At 69.8% G+C, this 23,325-nt stretch carries 18 protein-coding genes; 10 read left to right on the top strand and 8 right to left on the bottom strand.

Annotation, left to right across the window (positions count from 1 at the left end):
- Positions 1 to 53: 53 nt before the first annotated feature.
- Positions 54 to 785 carry a TetR/AcrR family transcriptional regulator gene (locus tag ACFY12_RS03530; RefSeq protein ID WP_390714018.1) on the bottom strand — a complete coding sequence of 244 codons (732 nt, stop codon included), beginning with the start codon at positions 783 to 785 and terminating at the stop codon, positions 54 to 56.
- 93 nt (positions 786 to 878) lie between these two features.
- Here ACFY12_RS03530 and ACFY12_RS03525 point away from each other — a divergent pair, with 93 nt between their 5' ends.
- Together ACFY12_RS03525 and ACFY12_RS03520 are read left to right on the top strand one after the other, a co-directional pair.
- Entirely contained in the window at positions 879 to 1,112 is a 234-nt protein-coding gene (locus ACFY12_RS03525) for a hypothetical protein (RefSeq protein ID WP_390714017.1), read from the top strand.
- A gap of 124 nt (positions 1,113 to 1,236) precedes the next feature.
- Entirely contained in the window at positions 1,237 to 2,019 is a 783-nt protein-coding gene (locus tag ACFY12_RS03520) for a siderophore-interacting protein (RefSeq protein ID WP_390714016.1), read from the top strand.
- A 75-nt stretch (positions 2,020 to 2,094) separates the two neighbouring features.
- On the opposite strand, the gene ACFY12_RS03515 is transcribed toward ACFY12_RS03520, so the two are convergent.
- Positions 2,095 to 3,924, bottom strand: coding sequence for a BTAD domain-containing putative transcriptional regulator (locus tag ACFY12_RS03515; protein WP_390714015.1), 1,830 nt, complete (start codon positions 3,922 to 3,924; stop codon positions 2,095 to 2,097).
- A 930-nt stretch (positions 3,925 to 4,854) separates the two neighbouring features.
- On the opposite strand from ACFY12_RS03515, the gene ACFY12_RS03510 reads away from it, so the two are divergent.
- Entirely contained in the window at positions 4,855 to 5,265 is a 411-nt protein-coding gene (locus tag ACFY12_RS03510) for a nuclear transport factor 2 family protein (RefSeq protein ID WP_390714014.1), read from the top strand.
- A 30-nt stretch (positions 5,266 to 5,295) separates the two neighbouring features.
- Here ACFY12_RS03510 and ACFY12_RS03505 read toward each other — a convergent pair whose 3' ends face one another.
- Positions 5,296 to 5,910: a TetR/AcrR family transcriptional regulator gene (locus tag ACFY12_RS03505; protein ID WP_390714013.1), complete on the bottom strand. Its 615-nt coding sequence runs from the start codon at positions 5,908 to 5,910 to the stop codon at positions 5,296 to 5,298.
- Between the two features lie 154 nt (positions 5,911 to 6,064).
- On the opposite strand from ACFY12_RS03505, the gene ACFY12_RS03500 reads away from it, so the two are divergent.
- Together ACFY12_RS03500 and ACFY12_RS03495 are read left to right on the top strand one after the other, a co-directional pair.
- Complete coding sequence (locus ACFY12_RS03500; RefSeq protein ID WP_390714012.1) at positions 6,065 to 7,756, top strand: MFS transporter; 1,692 nt, start codon at positions 6,065 to 6,067, stop codon at positions 7,754 to 7,756.
- Positions 7,757 to 8,628: 872 nt separating this feature from the next.
- A complete protein-coding gene (locus ACFY12_RS03495) occupies positions 8,629 to 10,695 on the top strand; it encodes a thioredoxin domain-containing protein (RefSeq protein WP_390714011.1) in 2,067 nt (688 codons plus the stop codon).
- Positions 10,696 to 10,997: 302 nt separating this feature from the next.
- Here ACFY12_RS03495 and ACFY12_RS03490 read toward each other — a convergent pair whose 3' ends face one another.
- Positions 10,998 to 11,714 carry a hemolysin III family protein gene (locus ACFY12_RS03490; RefSeq protein ID WP_390714010.1) on the bottom strand — a complete coding sequence of 239 codons (717 nt, stop codon included), beginning with the start codon at positions 11,712 to 11,714 and terminating at the stop codon, positions 10,998 to 11,000.
- A gap of 343 nt (positions 11,715 to 12,057) precedes the next feature.
- Between ACFY12_RS03490 and ACFY12_RS03485 the strand changes: the two genes are divergently transcribed.
- Positions 12,058 to 13,851 (top strand): phosphoenolpyruvate carboxykinase (GTP), encoded by a 1,794-nt coding sequence (locus ACFY12_RS03485; RefSeq protein ID WP_390714367.1) that lies wholly within the window; start codon positions 12,058 to 12,060, stop codon positions 13,849 to 13,851.
- A gap of 90 nt (positions 13,852 to 13,941) precedes the next feature.
- Here the strand turns inward: ACFY12_RS03485 and ACFY12_RS03480 are convergent, their stop codons facing one another.
- The 4 genes from ACFY12_RS03480 to ACFY12_RS03465 all read right to left on the bottom strand — a co-directional run bounded on the left by ACFY12_RS03480 (position 13,942) and on the right by ACFY12_RS03465 (position 18,957).
- Positions 13,942 to 14,403: a hypothetical protein gene (locus ACFY12_RS03480; RefSeq protein ID WP_390714009.1), complete on the bottom strand. Its 462-nt coding sequence runs from the start codon at positions 14,401 to 14,403 to the stop codon at positions 13,942 to 13,944.
- A gap of 182 nt (positions 14,404 to 14,585) precedes the next feature.
- Positions 14,586 to 15,797: a pyridoxal phosphate-dependent aminotransferase gene (locus ACFY12_RS03475; protein ID WP_390714008.1), complete on the bottom strand. Its 1,212-nt coding sequence runs from the start codon at positions 15,795 to 15,797 to the stop codon at positions 14,586 to 14,588.
- Positions 15,798 to 15,875: 78 nt separating this feature from the next.
- Complete coding sequence (locus ACFY12_RS03470) at positions 15,876 to 17,561, bottom strand: amidohydrolase family protein (RefSeq protein ID WP_390714007.1); 1,686 nt, start codon at positions 17,559 to 17,561, stop codon at positions 15,876 to 15,878.
- 106 nt (positions 17,562 to 17,667) lie between these two features.
- A complete protein-coding gene (locus ACFY12_RS03465) occupies positions 17,668 to 18,957 on the bottom strand; it encodes an amino acid deaminase (protein ID WP_390714006.1) in 1,290 nt (429 codons plus the stop codon).
- Positions 18,958 to 19,268: 311 nt separating this feature from the next.
- Between ACFY12_RS03465 and ACFY12_RS03460 the strand changes: the two genes are divergently transcribed.
- From ACFY12_RS03460 to ACFY12_RS03445, 4 genes are all read left to right on the top strand, one after another.
- A complete protein-coding gene (locus ACFY12_RS03460) occupies positions 19,269 to 20,474 on the top strand; it encodes a sugar kinase (protein ID WP_390714366.1) in 1,206 nt (401 codons plus the stop codon).
- Positions 20,471 to 21,280 (top strand): IclR family transcriptional regulator, encoded by an 810-nt coding sequence (locus ACFY12_RS03455; RefSeq protein ID WP_390714005.1) that lies wholly within the window; start codon positions 20,471 to 20,473, stop codon positions 21,278 to 21,280. The genes ACFY12_RS03460 and ACFY12_RS03455 overlap by 4 nt, the downstream gene beginning before the upstream one ends.
- On the top strand, positions 21,277 to 21,696 hold the full coding sequence (locus tag ACFY12_RS03450) for a RidA family protein (RefSeq protein ID WP_390714004.1): 420 nt from the start codon (positions 21,277 to 21,279) through the stop codon (positions 21,694 to 21,696). The genes ACFY12_RS03455 and ACFY12_RS03450 overlap by 4 nt, the downstream gene beginning before the upstream one ends.
- Positions 21,697 to 21,810: 114 nt before the next feature.
- Entirely contained in the window at positions 21,811 to 23,298 is a 1,488-nt protein-coding gene (locus tag ACFY12_RS03445) for a GntP family permease (RefSeq protein WP_390714003.1), read from the top strand.
- Positions 23,299 to 23,325 lie beyond the last annotated feature (27 nt).

Below are 23,325 nucleotides of genomic sequence, written 5' to 3'. Positions count from 1 at the left end.
TCACCGGCCCGGCGGGTGGGGGTGTGACCGCGGGGCCGGGCGGGGCTCGGGCGTCACCTGGAGGGGGCCGGCTCGTAGGTCAGGTTGTGCATGGTGCACAGCTCGTGCAGATTCTCCTCGAAGACCGGCTCGAGGTCGCTGTAAGCGAAGTCGAGCTGGTGGAGGACCTCCATGCACAGCAGGCCGTAGAGTTTGATCCAGCTCGACATGAACAGGTGCAGCGCCTCGGGCGGGAGCGTGCTGTTCGTCCGGGCCGAGTAGTCGGTCATCTGCCGCTGGATCGAGGGTGAGAGGTCGTCGAAACTCGGCACCGGATAAGGGGACCGCTCCCAGACGTCCACGAGCTGGTCGAGGAAGACTTTCTCGAACTGCTGCCCGGCCCTCTGCCGGGGCGATTCCTCGTCCTGCCTGACCGTCGACATCACGGGGCTGGCGAACATCCAGCTGAACTCGCTGGGGTGGTCGATGGCCCAGGTGCGCATCGCCCGACACGTCGACAGCAGCCGCCTGCCGGGGTGTTCGGGTGAGCAGGCGTCCCGCGCCGCCAGCATCGTCGTGGCCAGCTCCTGGTAGAAGTCCGCGATGACTGCTTCGACCAGTGCGTCGTGGCTGGCGTAGTAGCGGTAGACGGCCGGGCCGCTCATGCCCATCTCGCGGGCAACGGCGTTGACCGTCACACCGGTTGGGCCGTGCTTGCGCAGGAGTCGGCGGGCTGTCGTACGGATCTCCAGCAAGGTGGCCTGCCGGCGCCGTTCCACCCGGGGACTCGACGTTTGCTGACTCATTGGTTCGTCCTCCCATTCGTAGCCATTGACATGATAGCTAGTCTATGGTTTGTTATAGCCAGTAAGTTAAGTCAGGATCTAGAATATTACTGAGTGGGACTCGTGCTGTCCATGGTCAAGGCGCAGGGGATCGCGATGCTGAAGGGCTTTGAGGACTGGCGGGTTGCGGCGACGGCCGCGGTCCTTGTCGCGGGAGGCGTCTGGGGCGTCTCCAGGGCGCTTTCCACCAGGGACGCGCAGATCGACCGGCTGATCGGCGTACTGGACAAGGCGGTTGCCGGTGACGCCGTGAGAGAGGGGCTCCTGCAGGAAGCGCGGCGGCGCTGACCCGGACCCCCGTTTCACGGCGAAACCCCTAGAGCCGGCGCGCAGTCCGTTCCCCCGTACGGCTGCGCGCCTCACCGCCCACTGGATCCCCCTTGCGGTATCCGACCACTGGAAGGAGCCCGACATGTCAGGGAGTTCGGCCAAGTCGGCCAGGCGCCCGTCCCTCAACCCTCTGGAGCACTTATTCGCCAAGCAGAGAAGGGAAGGGCTGGTCACCGAGACAGGATCGGTGACGCCCACGATGAAGCGCGTCAAGATCGCCTGCGATGCCCTGGCCGGGGTGCCGATCCCGCCCGGACGGCACGTCAGAATCCAGATCAACGACCCGCTGTCGCTCTACGGCATCCTGCGTCCGAGCGAAACGCTGCGCACGTACTCGGTCTGGGACCACTCGGAAGCGAGCGGTGAGTTCGAGATCCGGGCACACCTCTACGAGGGAGACGGCATCGGTCTCACGTGGGTCCGCGACGTGAAGGAGGGCGAACAGATCTCCTTCTGGGGTCCCTTGGGCGACTTCGACCTCCAGCCCGACACTCCCTACCACCTGTTCGTCGGCGACGAGACCGCCGCCGCTGCCTTCGGCCCCATGATCAGGGCGCTCGGGCCCGACGCCCGGGTGTACGGACTACTGGAGAGTGAGACGGCGGACAACGTGGTCCCGGTCCCCGGGGACCACCCCATGACACGCGTGCACCGGCACGGTGCATCGGCGGTCTCCTCATCCGTCCTCCTGAAGGCCCTGTCGGCGATGGACCTTCCCGACGAGCCCGGAGTCGCCTACGTCGCAGGTGAGGCGCGGACCGGGCAGGCGGTCCGCAATCATCTGGTGAACGAGCGCTCCTGGCCCCGTACGCAGGTGAAGGTCAAGCCGTTCTGGACGCCCGGCAAACGCGGACTCCACCACTGACTCCGGGGGCGCGGCCGCGCCCCCGGAGTCGGCCGTCCAAGGTGTGCCGGACAGGGACAGCCGTGTGTGACGACGCTAATGGACAGTCCTCAGGTCGCTGCTGAGGCACAGGGCTGGAGGGTCGATGGACAGGGACGTGACGAGCGACATCCCCCCGCCCCAGCCCGGCCGCCTGCGGAAGAGCTCCCGGCGTGCCGTCGTGACGACGAGCACCGGGCCGCTGGCCGTGCGACTGCATAGGTTGCCTACATAGTCGAGGAACGTGCCGTCGCTCAGGTGCAGGTCGTCGATGGCTACCACGACCGGACGCGGATCCTCGGAGCCGCCGGAGGAGCCTTGCGGGTCCAGCAGGCCCGACAGCTCGGCCATGCGGGCTTCCGCCCCCGCCCCCTGCGGGGTGAACAGGGGACCCGGCCGGGTCCGCAAGGACCTCCGTGCGCCCCATAACCGACCCTGTGACTGGCAGGGCGCGGAGTACGAGAGGAACCGCGTCGGGATCGCCTCGTCCAGGATGCGGCGCTCGAAGTCCTTGAGCAGCTGGCTCTTGCCGGTGTTGGGGCCGCCGAGGATCGTGACGACATGGGGCATGCCGTGATAGCGCACCCGATGCCACAGGCCGCGCAGCACGTCGAGTTCGACCTCCCTGCTGACGGGGCCGGCCGACTTGGACGTGCGGAAGCGGGCGCGGTCCTCCGTGGCCTTCCAGGCATGCACGGTGTCGCCCGCCCTTTCGTAGGACACGGCGGACGCCGTCAGCTGACGCGTGGTTCCGCATACCAGGATCTCGCCGGGCCCGGCATTGCGCAGCAGGAACCGGCTCTCCTCAAGCGGTTCTCCGTCGGCGGACCAGACCGCCATGGTCTCCCCGGTCCCGAGGTACCGCAGGCGCGCCTCCCCAGTCGCCACCGCGGCGTGGAGAGTCGGCGCGTACCATCCCTGGGCTGGTCGCGACAGCGGGACCACGGCGTCCTTCGCATGGAGCTCGTCCCGGATCGCCGTGGCGGCGCGCACCGCGGACCGAGCGTGGTTGCCGTCCGAGTCCAGGGCGCCGAACACCGCCAGGTGGGTGGAGCCGATCGAGCTGATGACCGTGCCGTCGAACGCCGTGATGAGGCCGCGGACACGGTCGGCTATGTCGTCGTGCAGGTCTTCGGTCCCGCTCAACGGGAAGGCGCCCGGTGCGAGCCCGAAGTCCGACTTGAAGAGGAGCACGCTCACGGTACGGCGCTGCCCGGTCGGCGAGGCCGACGGGGACGCCCCCTGCGGAGGGCCCGCGGCGTGAAGGGGTAGTGGTGCCTCGGCCTCCTGCTCGACCAGGTCGGAGTAGTCCGCCCGCGGCTCCTCCGGTTCCCGGTCAGCGACCGGCGACCCGTCGGCGCGGACGCGCTCGACGCGTTCGGCGGACATGGGGGGTCCGGACAGGGACAGTTCCGTGCTGTGGTTCAGGATGGCCTGCTGCAGCGACTGGAGCTCGCGCCGGGGCTCCAGGCCCAGGTTGTCGATGAGCGAGGCCCGCAGACGGCTGTATACCTTCAGGGCATCCGCTTGGCGGCCGCAGCGGTAGAGTGCCAGCATGAGCTGGCCGCACATGCGCTCGCGCAGGGGTTCGGACTCGACCGTCGACTCCAGTGCGCGGAGCATCGACTGGTGGTGCCCGCACTGGAGTTCGGCCTCAAAGTAGTCCTCGATCGTGTCGAGCCGTGTGTTCTCCGCGGCAGTGAGCTGGGGCCAGGATATTCCGGCCTCCACGAGGTCGGTGAGGGCTTGGCCCTGCCACAGGTCCAGCGCCCCCTTGAGGATCCTCGCCGCCTTTGCCGGGGAGTCCGTCTCCAGGGCGGTGCGCCCCTCGTTGACCCGCTGGTGGAACAGATGGAGGTCGACCTGTTCGAGGTCGACCCGGATCATGTATCCAGGTGTTTTCGTCACCAGGACTTCGGACCAGCGATCGGCGTGCTGGGCCGAGAATGCCCGGCGCAATCCCCAGACGGAGTTCTGCAGGATTTTACGCGCCGATGTCGGAGCGTTTCCATCGACCCATAATGCATTCAGGAGTTCCGAGGTGGGGACCACGCGATTGGCATTCAGAAGCAAGTAGGCCAGAGTGGCTCGTTGCTTGGTGCCACCCAGGGCGATCGGGCGTCCGGCTTCGAGAACCTCCAAGGGACCAAGCATGCGAAACCACATCAGTACTCCCCGTTTGTTTGAGATCGTTGGAAAATGCAGCTATTTTTCCTGGCGACAGCCCGTGTGCTCGGTCGATGGGCGTCGTAGATGACCTTCGGGATGACCGTAACGGCAGTGAGGCCCTGAAACAAGTTTAATAGGTGCGTGCATGGGTTGCCGGATAGTGCGGAATTCAACACTCCGCAAGAGCGGCAATCGAGCCGGAGTGGCCACCGATCGGCGACCGGGGCCGGCGGGTCCCGGAGCCTTGCAGATCAGAGGCTGATCGACTGCCTATCACGCGTCACCCTCCACGCAACGCTGAATCAAGGTGGTCGCGTTGTTCGCGTAGTTGCTCGACTATCCGGACTCTGCACGGGGGGTGGGGCCACCAAGTGGCGGCCGCGGTGAACCCGGTCAGGGCGGGGCGCCCGTAGACCACGCGATGGGCGAGCTGTGACCGCACGATGAGCCTGTGATGGACAGACAGTGGGCGCGCGATGTGTGCCACGGTAATCCCTGCTAACTGGCCTCTCCATGGTCATTGCATTGCAACCCGGTCTTCCTTTCGCACGTATGAGGGCTGCCGCCCCCAGACGCTGGACGTGCCTACGCATGTATTCTGCGAGACGCGCAAAACGACTAACTGTCACTCACACTCCGGGAGCAGCCATGTCACACCCTGACGCGAAGAGTGTCGTTGAGGCATACCTCAAGGCAATTGACGCGCGGGACGCGGAAGGCATAACCGCCACCATTTGGGAAGATGCCGAGTTCCGTATTCCTGGAAATCACCAGCTCGCCGGCAACTGGGTGGGCCATGACCAGATCTTCAACAAGTTCATGCTTCCCCTGATGGACTTGTTTTCGCCCGATGTGCCGTACGCGCTTGACGTGAACAACCTGATATCGGAGGGCGACACGGTGGTGCTCGACTGTGTGGCCCGTTCGGCGGCCAAGGACGGTACGCCCTATGAGGCGAACGTGGTCTCGGTGTTCACGGTCGAAGGGGGGCGTATCAAGGCCATGCGCGAGTTCTTCGACACCCAGTACTTCGTACGGATTCTCTTCGGTACCGGCTGAGCGGCAGCACGGGGGCCGGGCTCTGGGGCGTCACCGGGCCAGGATCTCGTCCACCAGCTCGGTGGCGCGGTCATGGGGCATGCCCGCCGCGGTCAGGAAGGTGACCGTGGTGGCCCGGCCCGCCTCCTGGGGCCGCACGTGCCCGTTGTTGGTGGCCTCCATCACCGAGAACAGCACCCCCTCCAGGACGTAGCGCAGCCCCTCCGGTGGCAGGGGCGAGGTGAACGTCCCGTCTTCCAGGGCGCGTCGGATGAGCTGGGTGCCGGCCTCGTGGACGGCGCCGAGGCGGTCGCGGATCCCCTTCATCGTGACGCTCTGCTGTGCGAGGGCGAGCAGTAGGCGGTAGCCGTCGACGACCTCCGAGACGGCGAGGAGTGAGCGGGCGAGTGCCTCGGCCGGGTCCGCCACCCCCTCGCGGCCCACGGCGTGGGCCTGCTCCACCGCCTCGATGGCCTCGTCAACGATCGCGGCGATCAGCGCGTCGCGGCTGGGGAAGTGCCCGTAGACGGTGCGCCGTACGACGCCCGCCGCGCGGGCGATCTGATTCATCGACGCGTCCGGCGTGCGGAGCAGTTCGGTGAGGGCGACGTCGAGGATGTGTCGTCGGTTGGCGCGGGCTCTGAGGCTCGACGCGTGTGGGTTCATGGCCCCCATTTTGCACAGCCTTGTCCTGCGTGGTTGTACAGGCGTGTGCAAGTACGGCTACATTGCACACCTGCGTGCAACTTGCTGCGTCGTCTCTGCCCTTGCCACCTGCCAGTCGCAGAGCCGGAACCAAGACGAACGAAGGGGGGCTCACATGTTGTTAGTCGTCAATGAACCGGTCGAACGGATGAGCCGACCGTATGCCCGCCGCTGGTGGGCGCTGCTGGTGCTCTGCCTGAGCCTGATGATCGCGGTCATGGCGAACACCGCCTTGACGGTGGCCGCACCGGACATGACTCGCGATCTCGACCTGTCCAGCTCCGACCTCCAGTGGGTCATCGACGCCTACACCGTCCCGTACGCCGCGCTCATGCTGCTGCTCGGCGCGATCGGCGACAAGTACAGCCGCCGGGGCTCTCTCGTGCTCGGGCTGTTCATCATGGCCGCGGGCGGCGTCGCAGGCGCCTTCGCGAGTACCTCCGTCCACATCATCATCGTCCGCGCAGTCATGGGCTTCGGCGCCGCAATGATCATGCCCGCGACGCTCTCGCTGCTCGCGGCGACGTTCCCGCGCGAGGAGCGGGCCAAGGCCATCACCATCTGGGCCGCCACCTCGGGCCTCGCCATCGCCGCCGGACCGCTGATCGCCGGTGTACTCCTGAAGGACAACGGCTGGGAGTCCACGTTCCTGATCAACGTCCCGGTGTGCGCGGTCACGATCGTGGCAGCGTTCGTCCTGGTGCCGCCGTCCAAGGCCGGCGACCAGGGCCGGATCGACTACTTCGGCGGCCTGCTCTCGGTGATCTGGTCCGGCGCACTGATCTACATGATCATCGACGGTCCCCACTTCGGCTGGGGCAAGTCGGCGTTCACCGCCGCGGCCATCGCCGCGATCGGCCTGCTCCTGTTCGTCTGGTGGGAGCTGCGCCACCCGCGGCCGATCCTCGACGTGCGGAAGTTCGCCCAGCGAGCATTCGCCGGCGCGAACCTTGCGATCGCGGTCTTCTTCCTCGCCGTGTTCGGCGTCTTCTACTACCTCACGCAGCACTTCCAATTCGTCCTGGACTACGACCCGCTGGAGACCGGCATCCGCATGCTGCCGCTCGCACTCGGGGTCTTCCTGGGCGCCGCGGCCACTGGCGCACTGACGCCCCGCTTCGGGGCGCGCGTCATGGTCATGGTGGGCATGGTGGGCGGGACAGCGTCCCTGGCGCTGCTCATCAGGATCGACGGAGGTTCCACGTACCCGGACTTCGTGCCCGCGCTCGCCCTGCTCGGCCTGTCCCTGGGCCTCACCGTCTCGCCCTGCACAGACACGATCATGGGTGCTTTCCCGGAGTCGGAACTCGGCGTCGGCGGCGCCGTCAACGACACCTCGCTCGAACTCGGAGGGTCGCTCGGCATCGCCGTGCTCGGCTCGGCGCTCGCATCCTCGTACGCGGCAAACCTCACCAACGCGCCCCAGGGAAGCATGGCGCCCCGCGAGGCGCTGGAAGCAGCGAAGGACTCGGTCGCCGCGGGCGACGCAGTGGCGCAATCCTTCGCGGAGAAGGCGCGGCAGCTGACCGAGCAGGCCGCACACGCCTCACCCATGGAAGCCGCCAAGCTCAAGGAGCAGGCGGCGGAACTCGCCAACGGCTCGACCCAGATGGCCGACGCGGTCGGCTCCGCGTTCTCCGACGCGGTGTCCCACACGAGCCTGATCGGTGCGGTGATCCTGGGCGCGGGAGCCCTGGTCGTCGCCGTACTGCTGCCGCGCAAGTCCGCCCCACCGCGGTCGCCCGCCGAACAGGAGCCCCATCCCGAGCCGCAGCAAGCCCCGCTGCCCACAGGAGCCGGCCGATGAGACAGCCGAACGACCCGCGGGCGAGCTGAAACCGGCGGCGGTGAGCACCACGGCTGCCGCCCGAAAGCCGGCCACCACCACGGCAATCTGCGCCACGCACTACTCGGCGCAGGGATCGAACCCGCCCGAGACGGCGGCCCGGAGGCAGTCACGCTCCGTGCCGTCGCCCGGCGGGTGGTCATCACTCCCACCGCCGCGTACCCACGTTTCGCAAACCAGGCCGCCCTGTACGACGCGCCCGGCGACCGCTGCCGGCGCTGCCTCACAGCGGCTCTCCACCAGGCGGCCCCCGGCGCGAAGGCACGGCAGCCGCCGCGGCCTTGCGGCGGGCGACCGGCCGGAAACATCGACTCCACCGTCTGACAGGCCCACCAGCATGCCGCCGGGGCGCGGAAATGGGGGACCTGCAAAAGGAGCCGCCCGGCGGCATCGCCACCGAGCCGGACGACAACGGACTCGGGCGCTCGCACGGCGGCCTGACCACCAAACGGCACTTGCCGTCGAACAGAGCCAGAAGCCCCTGCCGATCGCCATCACCGCCGGACAGTGCCGGGACTCCCCGCAGTTCGAGCCCGTCCTGAAGGCGGACGCGGGGTCGAACCCGACGCTCGCACCACGCTCCACACGCTCGCCGACCTGGGACTCGTCCACCAGCGTGATGTGAGCGCGGCCTCGTAGCGTACGTGCCATGAAGGCGCTGGGGCTGTCCGGAGGTTCGGGCCTCAGCATCTCCAGAGCGACCTGACGGTGGTGGGCTACAGGCCGACGAACGCGCGGAGCTGCCGACGCTGCCGGACAACGTCCGCGCCTTACTCCCTGGCGCGACCCCGACAAGCTGGGCTGGGCGGTCCGGATCGTGCGACGATGCCGGTATGAATCACCTGGCCGACTCCCAGTCGCCGTATCTGCTCCAGCACGCCGACAACCCTGTGGACTGGTGGCCATGGGGAGAGGAGGCGTTCGCGGAGGCGAAGCGGCGTGACGTACCTGTGCTGTTGTCGGTCGGTTACGCTGCGTGCCATTGGTGCCATGTCATGGCCGGCGAGAGTTTCGAGGATCCGGCCACCGCCGAGCTGCTGAACGAGCACTTTGTGGCGGTCAAGGTCGACCGCGAGGAGCGGCCCGACGTCGACGCCGTGTATATGGAGGCCGTGCAGGCCGCCACTGGCCAGGGCGGATGGCCCATGACCGTCTTTCTCACGCCCGACGCCGAGCCTTTCTACTTCGGTACGTACTTCCCGCCCGAGCCCCGCCACGGCATGCCGTCCTTCGGGCAGGTGCTGGAAGGTGTCCGGAGCGCCTGGGCCGACCGTCGCGACGAGGTCGGAGAGGTCGCCGGCCGGATCGTCGCCGACCTGGCCGGGCGCTCGCTGACCGCATCGCTGCCCGCCGACCGGCGCCCGCCGGACCCCGACGTACTGCACACCGCCCTGATGGGCCTGACCCGCGAATTCGACGCGGTGCACGGCGGATTCGGCGGCGCGCCCAAATTCCCGCCGTCCATGGCGCTGGAGTTCCTGCTCCGCCACCACGCCCGCACCGGCTCCGCCGGGGCCCTGGAAATGGTCCAGGCGACCTGTGCGGCGATGGCCCGCGGCGGCATCTACGACCAGCTCGGCGGCGGGTTCGCGCGTTACGCGGTGGACGCCACCTGGACCGTGCCGCACTTCGAGAAGATGCTCTACGACAACGCCCTGCTGTGCCGGACCTATGCACATCTGTGGCGCGCCACCGGTTCGGACCTCGCCCGCCGGATCGCCGTCGAGACGGCTGACTTCATGGTCCGCGAACTCCGCACCGACCAGGGCGGTTTCGCCTCCGCGCTGGATGCGGACAGTGACGACGGCACCGGGAGGCACGCCGAGGGCGCCTACTACGTATGGACGCCGGAGCAGCTGCGCGCCGTACTGGGGGAGAAGGACGCCGAGTTCGCCGCCACGTACTTCGGCGTCACCGAGGAGGGCACCTTCGAGGGTGACATCGACGGCGTCCGCGGCGGGGGGTCCTCCGTGCTCCAACTTCCCGACGCCGACATGCTGGTGGACGCCGAGCGGCTGGTCTCCGTCAAGGAGCGGCTGCTGGCGGCGCGTGGCCGGCGGCCGCGCCCCGGCCGGGACGACAAGATCGTCGCCTCCTGGAACGGACTGGCCATCGCCGCGCTCGCCGAGACCGGCGCGTACTTCGACCGCCCGGACCTGATCCAGGCCGCCACCGACGCCGCCGACCTGCTGGTCCGCGTCCACATGGACTGGCAGGCCCGGCTCCACCGCACCTCTCGCGACGGCGCGCCCGGCGCCAACTCCGGTGTCCTGGAGGATTACGCCAATGTCGCCGAGGGCTTCCTGGCCCTCGCCTCGGTGACCGGCGAGGGCGTCTGGGTGGAGTTCGCGGGCTTCTTCCTGGACACCGTGCTGCTCCAGTTCACCGCCGAGGACGGCGCGCTCTACGACACCGCCGCCGACGCCGAGACGCTGATCCGCCGCCCCCAGGACCCGACCGACAACGCGACGCCGTCCGGCTGGACCGCGGCGGCCGGCGCCCTCCTGTCGTACGCCGCCCTGACCGGCAGTGATCTGCACCGCGGTGCCGCGGAGCGGGCCCTGGGCATCGTCACCGCGCTCGCCGGCCGGGCCCCGCGCTTCATCGGCTGGGGGCTCGCCGTCGCCGAGGCGGCGCTGGACGGGCCGCGGGAGATCGCGGTCGTCGGCCCGCAGACCGACCCGGCCACCCGGGCGCTGCATCGTGCCGCCCTGCTGGGGACCGCTCCGGGAGCGGTCGTCGCGCTGGGCGCCCCCGGGTCCGACGACGCCGCCGAGGTGCCGCTTCTCAAGGACCGCCCCCTGGTCGACGGCGCACCGGCCGCGTACGTCTGCCGCCGCTTCACCTGCGAGCGGCCGACGACGGACGCGGAGGAGCTGGCGGAGCGGCTCAGGGCGTGAGGGAGTGGCTCAGGGCGTGAGGGAGTAGCTCAGGGCGTGAGGGAGTAGCTCCTCCGGGGCCTGCTCTCCGTGTCCGGGCCTGCTCTCCGTGTCCGGGCCTGCTCTCCGCGTCCGGGGGCTGCCCTCAGAGTCCGGGCCCACTCTCGGCAGGTGAGCCCCCTCCGCCTGTACGTTGGGTCATGTCCGGCCACGGAAGGTGACCCGGCGCCCGCCCGCCCCCGGTGTCCCGGTGTCCTCAGGTGCGCGGAGGAGCCACCGGCCACATCCACGTCCACATCCACAACCTCGGCCGGGTCACGGCCTCACGCGTGCGTATAAGCCACCAGCGAGATGCCCACGTAGTGGACAACGAAGGCGGCGAGCGTGAGCGAGTGGAAGACCTCGTGGAAGCCGAACCACCGGGGGGACGGGTTGGGGCGCTTGATGCCGTAGATCACGCCGCCGGCGCTGTAGAGCAGGCCGCCGACGACGACCAGGACGAGAACGGCGATGCCGCCGGTGCGCAGGAAGTCGGGGAGGAAGAAGACGGCGGCCCAGCCCATGGCGATGTAGCAGGGCGTGTAGAGCCAGCGCGGTGCGCCGACCCAGAAGACGCGGAAGGCGATACCGGCCAGTGCGGCCGCCCAGATCGCCCAGAGCAGGACCTGGCCGCGTGATCCGGGGATCAGCAGCACGGTTACCGGGGTATACGTACCGGCGATGATCAGGAAGATGTTGGCGTGGTCGAGGCGGCGCAGGACGCCGTCCATCCGCGGACTCCAATTGCCCCGGTGGTAGAGGGCGCTGACGCCGAAGAGCAGGCAGGCGGTCAGGGTGTAGATCGCGCAGGCCAGGCGGCCGCGGGTGCTGTCGGCGAGGGCCGTGAGGAGGACGCCGGACAGCAGGACGGCGGGGAACATTCCGGCATGCAGCCAGCCCCGCAGTTTCGGCTTGAGGGGCGCGGCAGCGGCGGCGACCGCCGCCATCGCGGGCGGCACGGAGGAGGAGCGGCTCTCGGCGGCGTCGGGCGCGGAAGACATGGCGCAATGCTACCTACGCAACCGTAGGTTACGGATTCCCCCAGAAGTGGCGGCGGTCACGAAAACGCCCTCTGGACAGAACCCTCCAGCGGTCGGATGATCAAATGAGTGCAGTCGGCACCGGATGAGCGGTCACGAAGCATCCGGGTCGCAGCCCCCAAGGGGCAGAGACACTCCATAAACGCGGATCTTCCCGGTGAAACGGGAACGGGTCCGTCCACACCCTCATCTAGGAGCGATCGTGGCGCGCGACAACGCGGCTCCCTCCCCCAAGCACTCCGACGGTCCCCCAGTCTCGGCTCCGCTCGACCGGGGGGACCCCCACCGTGCGGGGGGCGCCCCCATCCCGACTCGTCACCAGGGACTCATCACCTGGGTGGACGAGATCGCAGCGATCACCCAGCCCGACCGGGTCGTCTGGTGTGACGGCTCGGAGGCGGAGTACCAGCGTCTGTGCGAGGAGCTCGTCGGGAAGGGAACGTTCCGGAAGCTCGACCCGATCAAGCGCCCCAACTCGTACTACGCCGCCTCCGACCCCAGCGATGTGGCCCGCGTCGAGGACCGCACCTTCATCTGCTCCGAGAAGGAGGAGGACGCGGGGCCGACGAACCACTGGATGGCCCCCGGGGAGATGCGGGAGGTCTTCCAGGGCGAGAAGGGGCTGTTCCGCGGCTCGATGCGCGGCCGGACGATGTACGTCGTCCCGTTCTGCATGGGGCCGCTGGGCTCCAAGCTCTCCGCGCTGGGCGTGGAGATCACCGACTCCGCGTACGTCGCGGTCTCGATGCGGACGATGACGCGGATGGGCCAGGCGGTCCTCGACGAGCTGGGCGAGGACGGCTTCTTCGTGAAGGCCGTCCACTCCGTCGGCGCCCCGCTGGAGCCCGGCCAGGCGGACGTCCCCTGGCCCTGCAGCCGGACCAAGTACATCTCGCACTTCCCCGAAACCCGTGAGATCTGGTCGTACGGCTCGGGCTACGGCGGCAACGCCCTGCTCGGCAAGAAGTGCTACGCCCTGCGCATCGCCTCCGTCATGGCGCGTGACGAGGGCTGGCTGGCCGAGCACATGCTGATCCTCAAGCTCACGCCGCCCACCGGTGAGTCCAAGTACGTCGCCGCCGCCTTCCCGTCGGCCTGCGGCAAGACCAACCTCGCCATGCTGGAGCCCACGGTCTCCGGCTGGACGGTCGAGACGATCGGCGACGACATCGCCTGGATGCGCTTCGGCGAGGACGGCCGCCTGTACGCGATCAACCCCGAGGCCGGCTTCTTCGGCGTCGCGCCCGGCACCGGCGAGCACACCAACGCCAACGCGATGAAGACGCTGTGGGGCAATTCGGTCTTCACGAACGTCGCCCTCACCGATGACAACGACATCTGGTGGGAGGGCATGACGGAGGAGACCCCGGCCCACCTGACGGACTGGAAGGGCAACGACTGGACGCCCGGCTCCGAGACCCCGGCCGCCCACCCCAACGCCCGCTTCACCGTGCCCGCTTCGCAGTGCCCGATCATCGCGCCCGAATGGGAGGACCCGAAGGGCGTGCCGATCTCGGCGATCCTGTTCGGTGGGCGGCGGGCGAGCGCCGTTCCGCTGGTCACCGAGTCCTTCGGCTGGAACCACGGCGTCTTCCTCGGCGCCAACGTGGCGAGCGAGAAGACCGCCGCCGCCGAGGGCAAGGTCGGTGAGCTGCGCCGCGACCCGTTCGCCATGCTGCCGTTCTGCGGCTACAACATGGGCGACTACATGGGCCACTGGATCGAGGTGGCCAAGGACAAGGACCAGTCCAAGCTGCCGAAGATCTACTACGTCAACTGGTTCCGGAAGGACGACAAGGGCCGGTTCGTGTGGCCGGGCTTCGGTGAGAACAGCCGCGTCCTGAAGTGGATCGTCGACCGCCTCGACGGCCGGGCCGAGGGCGTCGAGACCCCGATCGGCGTGCTGCCGACGAAGGAGGCCCTGGACACCGAGGGCCTCGAACTGGCCGACACCGACCTGGACTTCCTGCTCACGGTCGACAAGGACGTCTGGCGCGAGGAGGCCGCGCTCGTCCCCGAGCACCTCAACACCTTCGGTGATCACACACCCAAGGAGCTGTGGGACGAGTACCGCGCGCTGGTGCAGCGCCTGGGCTGACGCCCACGCCCACGCCCACACGCTGCGGGCCCCGCATCCGGTACGACGGGTGCGGGGCCCGCGGACTGGATTGGGCCGGTGGAGTGAAGCTCAGGTCGAGGCGAGGTCCCGGCCCCACGCGCGGCCGGTGGCCGGCCCGGCGTGCGCCGCCATCCGCTCCGCGGTCAGGGTCATCACCGCGGTGTCGCCGCGGGAGGTGGCGACCGACAGGGCGTTCCCGGCGAGGGTGCGGGCGCGCTGCTGGAGCGCCGGGACGCGGGACGGGGCGCCGCCGTCGGTGGGCTCGGCGCGCAGCGGGTAGTGGCCGCCGCTGAGCCGTGCGACCTGCTCGGCGAGCCGGTCGGCGGCGCCGGCCAGGGCGGGGCCGTCCAGCTCGCGGGTCTCCGGGCCGTCCGCGCGGGTGGCGAGCGCGTGCAGCTCGTCGGTGACGGTGAGCAGAGCGGTCAGCTGTCCGGCGAGCCGGATGTCCAGCTCCTCCTCGCGGGAGCGGTGCGGGATCCCCGGGGCGGCGGCCATGGTGTGGACCGACTTGGTGCGGATCGGTTCGTACATGGGATGGCCTCCTGACCTCCTGAAGACGTCCAGGAGACCATCCTAGCTTAGACAATGTCTAAAGTTGTGATCCGTAGAGAACTCGTGACGGCTCGGCACTGCCCGTAACCGCCGAGGGTGCAGTGTTGTCCGTAGTTGTCCGTAACCGCCGAGGGCTCAGTACCGGCCGTAACCGGCGAGGCTCAGTACTGCCCGTATCCGTCCAGGAAGGTGCCGATGCGCGTGACCGCCTCCGCCAGGTCGTCCTTGCCGGGCAGGGTGACCAGCCGGAAGTGGTCCGGCTCCGGCCAGTTGAAGCCGGTGCCGTGCACGATCATGATCTTCTCGGCGCGCAGCAGGTCCAGCACCATCTGCCGGTCGTCCTTGATCTTGTAGACCGAGGGGTCCAGCCGCGGGAACGCGTACAGCGCGCCCTTGGGCTTGACGCAGCTGACGCCGGGGATCTGCGTCAGCAGCTCGTACGCCGTGTCCCGCTGCTCCAGCAGCCGGCCGCCGGGCAGCACCAGGTCATTGATCGACTGCCGGCCGCCGAGGGCCGCGGCGACCGCGTGCTGGGCGGGCATATTGGCGCACAGCCGCATATTGGCGAGGATCGTCAGCCCCTCGATGTACGAGGAGGCGTGCGCCTTCGGGCCGCAGACCGCCAGCCAGCCGCTGCGGTAGCCGGCGACCCGGTACGCCTTGGACAGTCCGTTGAAGGTCAGCGTCAGCAGGTCGGGGGCGAGCGAGGCGAACGGGGTGTGGGTGACGCCGTCGTAGAGGATCTTGTCGTAGATCTCGTCGGCGCAGACGATCAGGTTGTGCCGGCGGGCGATCTCCGCGATGTTGCGCAGCAGCTCGTCGTCGTAGACGGCGCCCGTGGGGTTGTTGGGGTTGATGACGACGACGGCCTTGGTGCGGTCGGTGATCTTCTGCTCGATGTCGGCCAGGTCCGGCATCCAGTCCGCCTGCTCGTCGCAGCGGTAGTGCACGGCCGTACCGCCGGCCAGCGAGACCGCCGCCGTCCACAGCGGGTAGTCCGGGGCCGGCACCAGCACCTCGTCGCCGTCGTCCAGCAGCGCCTGCATCGACATCTGGATCAGCTCGGAGACACCGTTGCCCAGGTAGATGTCCTCGACGGAGAGCTCGATGCCCTGGGTCTGGTAGTGCTGCATCACCGCGCGACGGGCCGAGAGCAGGCCCTTGGCGTCCCCGTAGCCGTGCGCCGTCCCGACGGTGCGGAGGATGTCCTCGAGGATCTCGGGCGGGCACTCGAAGCCGAACGCCGCCGGGTTGCCGGTGTTGAGCTTGAGGATGCGGTGACCGGCAGCCTCCAGCCGCATCGCCTCCTCGAGCACCGGGCCACGGATCTCGTAGCAGACGTTGGCGAGCTTCGTTGACTGGATCACCTGCATATCCGCCACCTTACGGGCGCATTTCGGCGGCCGCCCGGTGTTTTACGTCTCGCCGGCCGACGGACGGCGTGGGCTTCCTCACGCCCGACGCAGGTCCTGGCCCGGGCCCCGCACCGTGCGCCGTACCGACCGCCCTGCCAGGACGTCCGTACGGCGGCCGTGATCGATGACGAAGCGGCCGTCGATCAGGACGTACGGAATGCCGGACGGGAGGGTGCGGGGAGCGGTGAACGTCGCGCCGGCGCCGACCGTCCGGGGGGCGAAGAGGACCAGGTCGGCGCGGTAGCCCTCGCGCACCAGGCCGCGGTCGGGGAGGCGGAGCCGGGCGGCCGGACGGCCGGTGAGATGGGCGACGCACTCCTCCAGGGAGAGCACGCCGAGTTCGCGGACGTACTTGCCGAGGTACTCGGGGAAGGTCCCGTAGGCGCGGGGGTGCGGTTTGTCGCCCTGGAGGATGCCGTCACTGCCGCCCATGTGCACCCGATGGCGCATGATCCGGCGGACGTTCTCCTCATGGCCGACGTGGTGCAGGATCGTCGGACCGAGGCGGTCGTCGATCAGCAGGCGGCGGGCGGTCTCCCAGGGGCGCTCGCCGCGTACGGCGGCGCTCTGCGCGATCGTCCGACCCACGTGGCCGGCCAGGCCCGGGCCCGGGTCAGGGTCCGGGGCAGGGGCCGCGACGCCGGAGATCTCGATGGTGTCCCAGTCGACGGGGACGCCATGGCAGCCGTCGGAGCCCTCGGTCTCCAGGGCGTGGCGGATGCGCTCGGCCGTCGCGTCGTCCCGCAGACGGGCCAGGACCGCCTCGGGGCCGCCCTCGCCCGCCCAGCTCGGCAGCAGCGCGACCAGCGTCGTACAGCCGGGGGTGTACGGGTAGGTGTCGAAGGAGAGGTCCGCGCCGGCGTCCAGCGCACCGTCCAGGAGGGACAGCAGCTCGGGTGCGCGGCCCTTGTTGACGCCGAAGTTCATGGTGGCGTGCGCGAGATGCAGCGCACAGCCGGCCTCGCGGGTGAGGGCGATCATCTCCTCGTACGCCGCGAGGGCGCCCGCCCCGTAGGAGCGGTGGTGCGGGCAGTAGTAGCCGCCGTACGACGCCACCACCCGGCAGAGTTCGGTCAGTTCGGCGTCGGACGCGTACATGCCGGGGGTGTAGGTCAGCCCGGAGGAGAGGCCGACCGCGCCCTGTTCCAGGCCCTCCGCCACCAGGCGTTTCATGCGGGCCAGCTCGTCGGGGGCGGCTTCGCGGTCGTCCCAGCCGACGGCGAGCATCCGGACGGTGCCCTGCGGGACGAGGTAGGCGGCGTTGACGGCGATGCCCTGGCCGTCGAAGCCGTGGTCGAGGCGGTCGAGGTACTCGCCGACGGTGCGCCAGCCGAAGTCGACGGTGGTGTCCTCCGGGCCTCCGCCGTTCCAGCCGGTGATCTGGGCGCGGACCTCGGCCAGCGTGCGGTCGTCGACCGGGGCGTACGACAGGCCGTCCTGGCCGATGACTTCGAGGGTCACGCCCTGGGCGGCCTTGGCCTCGTGCGCGGGGTCGCGGAGCAGCGCGAGGTCGCTGTGCGCGTGCATATCGATGAAGCCGGGGGAGAGGACGAGGCCGTCGGCGTCCAGCTCCCGGCGCGCCCGCGGCCGTTGGCAGCCGGCCGCCGCGGCCTCCTTGACGATCGCGACGATCCGGCCGCCGTCGACGACCACATCGGCGCGGTAGGACGGCGCGCCGGTACCGTCCACGACGTCCGCATCACGGATGACGAGGTCTTCCATGTTTTCGATGGCCGCCTTTCAGCCGTCCGGCCCTCTGGCCCTCTGGCCGTCCAGCTCTCCAACCGTCCGGCTCTCCGACTGTCCGGCTCTCCAACCGTCCAGCCGTCTAGAAGAACGTGCGGATGAACTCCGTGACCGTGCCGTCCCGTTCGACAAGCGGGATGAGCTGCCACTTGTCGAACGAGGTGCAGGGGTGCGACAGCCCCAGGGCCACCCAGTCGCCGACCTCCAGATCGCCGGAGCGCTCCGTGCTGACCCAGGCGTGCTGGTCGGACAGTTTGGTGACGGTGACGCCGTGCGCCGGCCGCTCGGTGCCGTCCCGGCCGGACCGGATGACCTGGGCCTGCGGCAGATCCAGGTCGTGGGCCGCGTCGCGCTTGCCCGCGTTGAGGAACGCCTGCTCGGGTGTGGGGCGGGAGATCACCTGCGCCCACAGCCGGAAGGCGGGCTCCAGGGCGCCCTCGTCCGGGACGCGGTTGAACGGCGTCAGGCGCCGGTAGTGGCCGCTGTCGTGCGACACATAGGCGCCCGAGCGCAGCAGCTTGAGGACCGGGGCGGACAGTTCGGGGATCTCGGCGAATACGTCGGCGACGGCATCGAACCAGGCGCTGCCGCCCGCGCTGACGATGATCTGGTCGAGGTCGGCGAACCGGCCCGCCCGGTCGAACTCCACGGCCAGCGCGACCAGTCGGCGCACCCAGGCGGTCACCCGCTCCGTGGTGGGCTCGGGCACCTCGCCCTCGTAGCCCGCGACGCCCACCAGGCGCAGGGTGTCCACCCCCGCGATGGCAGAGGCCAGTTCCAGGCACTCGCTCTCCGTACGGACGCCGGTACGGGCGCCCTCGCCGGCGCCCAGCTCGACGACCACATCTACCGGGCGGGTCGCGCCGGCCTCCCGCAGTGCCCGGTCCATCAGCTCGATACCGCGCAGCGAGTCGACGTAACAGATGAGGTGGAAGCCGGGGTCGGCGTCCAGCTCGGCGGCGAGCCAGCGCAGCGCGGCCGCGTCCACGACCTGATTGGCCAGGAAGATCCGCTGGATGCCGTAGCTGCGGTAGACGCGGACCTGGTGGGGGACCGCGGCGGTGATGCCCCAGGCACCGTGCTCCAGCTGGCGGGCGAAGAGCTGGGGGGCCATACAGGTCTTGCCGTGCGGGGCGAAGGCGAGGCCGTGCCGGGTGGCGTAGGTCTCCATCAGGGCCAGGTTGTGCTCGACCGACTCGGCGGAGAGCGCCAGGACGGGGGTGGTGAAGCCGCCGTCGAAGAGGTTGCGGCGCTCGGCGGCCAGCTCGCCGAGGGTGAGCCCGTCGGCGTCCGGGGGGAGACCCTTGAAGCGGTGGTCGACCGTTTCGTCCGCGAGTTCCCTGAGCCCCTGCGCGAGCCGCTCCCCGACCATCTGGCCTCCTCACAGACCGTGTTGCATGCTCTGCAACGCCCATTGCGCATATCGCTGACAGCTGTCTAACATCCGAGCCATTGCTCGGTCAATGATGAGAACCGTTGCCCAAGGCGGGGTCAAGACGGCCGCAAGACGGGGTCAAGGGCGAGGTCGAGAAGCGGGGTCGAGAAGGAGGTCGAACGCCGGTGACCAGGCCTTCGAACGCCGGTGACCCGCATGCCCCTGACAGCGCCGGTGATTCGCATGCGCCTGACAGTGCCGGTGACCCGCATGCGCCTGACATCGACGTCGTCTGCCTCGGCGAATCCATGGTCACCTTCCTGCCGAGCCGCCCCGGGCGCCTCGCCGACGTGCCGTCGTTCCACCGCGCCATCGGCGGCGCCGAGTCCAACGTCGCCTGCGCTCTCGCCCGCGCCGGCCACACCGCCCGCTGGATCTCCCGCGTCGGCACCGACGGCTTCGGCGACCACCTCGTCGCCGCCATCGCCACGAGCGGAGTCGACGTCTCCCACGTCCGGCGCGACCCGCACCGCCCCACCGGCGTCTACTTCCGCACCGCCGGCGACCGCGGCACCGAGGCCCACGAAGTCGCCTACTACCGCGCCGGATCCGCCGCTTCCGCCATGTCCGTCACCACTATGGACCTGGCGGCGATCCGGTCGGGCAAGGTGCTGCATCTGTCGGGGATCACCGCTGCGCTGTCCGAGGACTGCCGCACCCTGATGCGGGAGCTGACGAAGCGTCACGTCGATTGCCACCGTCACTTCGATTGCCGTCATCACCCCGACCGCCTCCGACGGCCCCTCGTCTCGTACGACGTCAACTACCGTCCCGGGCTGTGGCGCGACCCCCAAGACGACGCCCGCGTGCTGCTCGACCTCGCCCGCGGCGCCGACCTCGTCTTCGTCGGCGAGGACGAAGCGGCGGAGGCCTGGGGCGTCAGCGGCGGTCCCGACGCGATCCGTGCCGCGCTGCCCGAACCCGGCATGCTGGTCGTCAAGCGTGGGGCGGCGGGCGCGGTGGCGTACGACGACAGTGGCGGTAGGCATGCGCAGCCCGCGCCACGCGCCGAGGTCGTCGCGGCCGTCGGCGCCGGTGACGCGTTCGCCGCCGGCTTCCTCTCCGCCACCCTCCGCGGCCTGCCCCTGCACACCCGCATCCGCTACGGCCACCTCTGGGCGGCCGCCGCCCTCACCGTCCCCGGCGACCTCGCCACCCCGCCCTCCCGTGCCCTCGCCGACCGGCTGGCGGCCCTCGACGACATCGCCTGGCGGGGGCTGCACCTCGGCCCCGGCGGGCCGGACCTCGGCTCCGGCGGGCCGGATCTCGGCTCCGGCCCCGGCGGCCCCGGCCCGCCGGAACAGACCACGACGCCCGCAGAGCAGCAGGCCACGGACCGGGAGGTACATCAGGCCTTGGACCAGCACGTACATCAGGCCTTGGACCAGGAGGTACATCAGGCCATGGACCGGGAGATACATCAGGCCATGAACCAGGAGGTACCCAGGGCATGAGCCAGACCGTCGACCGCGCGCTGAGCATCCTGCCGCTGCTCGCCGAGGGGCCCGCCGACCTCGGACAGGTCGCCCGTCGCCTCGGCGTCCACAAGTCCACCGCCCTGCGGCTGCTGCGCACGCTCCATGAGCACGGCATCGTCCACCGCCAGCCCGACCAGCGCTACCGCCTCGGCGCCCGGCTCTTCGCCCTCGCCCAGCAGGCCGTCGAGAATCTCGACGTACGCGAGATCGCCCACCCCCACCTCGTCGAACTCAACGAGCGGTGCGGACACACCGTCCACCTGGCGGTCCATGAGGAGAACGAGGTCCTCTACCTCGACAAGGTCGAGTCCCGCTACCCGGTCCGGATGTACTCGCGCGTCGGCAAACCCGTAGCCCTCACGGTCGCCGCCGTCGCCAAGCTCCTCCTCGCCGACCTGCCCGAGCCCGAGCGACGCGCCGTCGCCGAGCGGCTCGACTACCCCCTGTACACCCCCCGTTCGACACCGGGCCCCGACGCCTTCCTCAAGGAGCTGGCCACGGTGCGCGAACAGGGCTGGGCCAGCGACCTCGGTGGCCACGAGGAGTCCATCAACTGCGTCGCGGCTCCCATCCGCGGTACGGACGGCCGCGTCATCGCCGCCATGTCGGTCTCCGCGCCGAACGTCGTCGTCAGCGCCGACGAACTCCTCAGACTCCTCCCACTGGTACGCCGCACCGCCGACGCCATCAGCCGGGAGTACTCCGGAAATCCCCCGATCAAGAACCCCCCGATCAAGAACCCCCCGGTCAAAAGCCCCCCGATCAAGGAGACGAGTTCATGAGCGACGAGCTCCGGAAGACCGCCATCACCCCGGCCACCCACACCACCCCGCCCGCGAAGTTCTCGCACGGCGTGAAGAAGGGCAACATCCTCCAGGTCGCGGGCCAGGTCGGCTTCCTCCCGGCGGTCGAGGGCCGGGCCCCCACCCCCGCCGGACCGACCCTGCGCGAGCAGACCCTCCAGACCCTCGCCAACGTCCGGGCCGTCCTGGAGGCGGGCGGGGCGAGCTGGGAGGACGTGCTGATGCTGCGCGTCTACCTCACCGACACCGGCCACTTCGCCGAGATGAACGAGATCTACAACGCCTACTTCGAGGAGCAGGGCCTCAAGGAGGCCCCGGCGGCCCGTACGACCGTCTACGTCGGCCTGCCCAAGGGCCTGCTCATCGAGATCGACGCGCTGGCCGTCCTCGGCTGACCGCGACGGCCGTCACGGCCGCTGTGCTGCGGCTCTCCCCACTGGTTCTCCCCACTGGCCCCCTCACTGGCCCTCCCCACTCGGAAGCACCATGCCTGACACCGGAGTCACCGCATGTCTTTTGTCTTCCTCGCCGCAGCACCACAGCCGCCCCACCGGGGTGGCCTGCTCGCCCTCATACCCGGCACCCCCGGCCTGCTGACCGTCGCCGCGCTGGGGATCGCCCTCCTCCTCTTCCTGATCATCAAGCTCCGGCTCCAGCCCTTCGTCGCGCTGCTCGCCGCCTCCCTCACCGTCGGCCTCGCCGCCGGGCTCTCCGTCACCGAACTCTTCGGTACGGTCCAGAAGTCCGATGTCACCTCCCTGGTCGAGGGCGGGATGGGCGGCATACTCGGCCACGTCGCGATCACCATCGGCCTGGGCACCATGCTCGGCGCGATCCTCGAAGTCTCGGGCGGCGCCGAGGTGTTGAGCACCCGACTGCTGGGGCTCTTCGGTGAGCGGCGTGCCCCGCTCGCCATGGGACTGACCGGCTTGCTCTTCGGCATTCCGGTCTTCTTCGACGTCGGCATCTTCGTCCTCGCGCCCCTCGTCTACGCGGCCGCGCGGAGGAGCGGCACATCGGTCCTTCTCTCCTGCCTGCCGCTGCTCGCGGGCCTGTCGATGACACACGCCTTCCTGCCACCGCACCCCGGGCCGGTGGCCGCGGCCGGACTCTTCCGCGTCGATCTGGGCTGGGTCATCCTCATGGGTGCCCTCTGCGGCCTGCCGGCGGTCCTGTGCGCCTGGGCGTACGCGGCCTGGATCGGCAAACGCGTCTTCGTGCCGGTACCCCAGGACATGGTCGAGGCCGCAGCGGCCGCGAAGGCGGCGGCCGCCGCCGATGACCGGGGCGCGGGAGCCGCCGACCAAGGCGCTGGGGCAACGGAACGCCCCGTCCCCCTCCCGACCGTCCTCACCGTCATCGGCACCCCTCTCCTCCTCATCCTCCTGGCGACCTTCTCCTCCATCGCCCTGGAGCCGGGCACCCTCCGTTCCGTCCTGGAGTTTTTCGGCAACCCCTTCGTCGCCCTGACCCTCGCCCTGCTGATGTCGTACTACCTCCTGGGCGTCCGCCGCGGCTGGTCCCGTACGTCTCTCGAGTCCGTCTCCGCCGCGTCACTCAAGCCCCTCGGCAACATCCTGCTCGTCGTCGGCGCGGGCGGCGTCTTCGGCGCGGTGCTCCAGGGCAGCGGCGTCGCCGACGCCCTCGCCGACACCTTCCACGGCGCCGGCCTCCCCGTCATCGTCCTCGCCTGGCTGCTCGCCGTCGTTCTCCGCGTAGCCCAGGGCTCGGCGACCGTCGCCATCGTCACCACCGCCGGAATCGTCGTTCCCCTGACCGACGGCCAGGACCTCTCCCAGCCCCACCTCGCCCTGATCATCGTGGCCATCTCGGCGGGCTCGATCTTCGCCTCGCACGTCAACGACGGCGGCTTCTGGATGGTCGCCAAGTACTTCGGCATCTCCGTGCGCGACACGCTGAAGTCATGGACGGTCCTGGAGTCCGTGCTCTCCACCACGGGCTTCGCAGCCGCGTCCCTGGCCGGCCTGCTGCTCTAGACCCAATGCTGCTCACACCGGGCGGCA

Source organism: Streptomyces sp. NPDC001339 (assembly GCF_042895955.1).
GTDB lineage: Bacteria > Actinomycetota > Actinomycetes > Streptomycetales > Streptomycetaceae > Streptomyces.
Note: the sequence above shows the minus strand (reverse complement) of the source record. Positions and strands in the feature narration are given on the sequence as shown.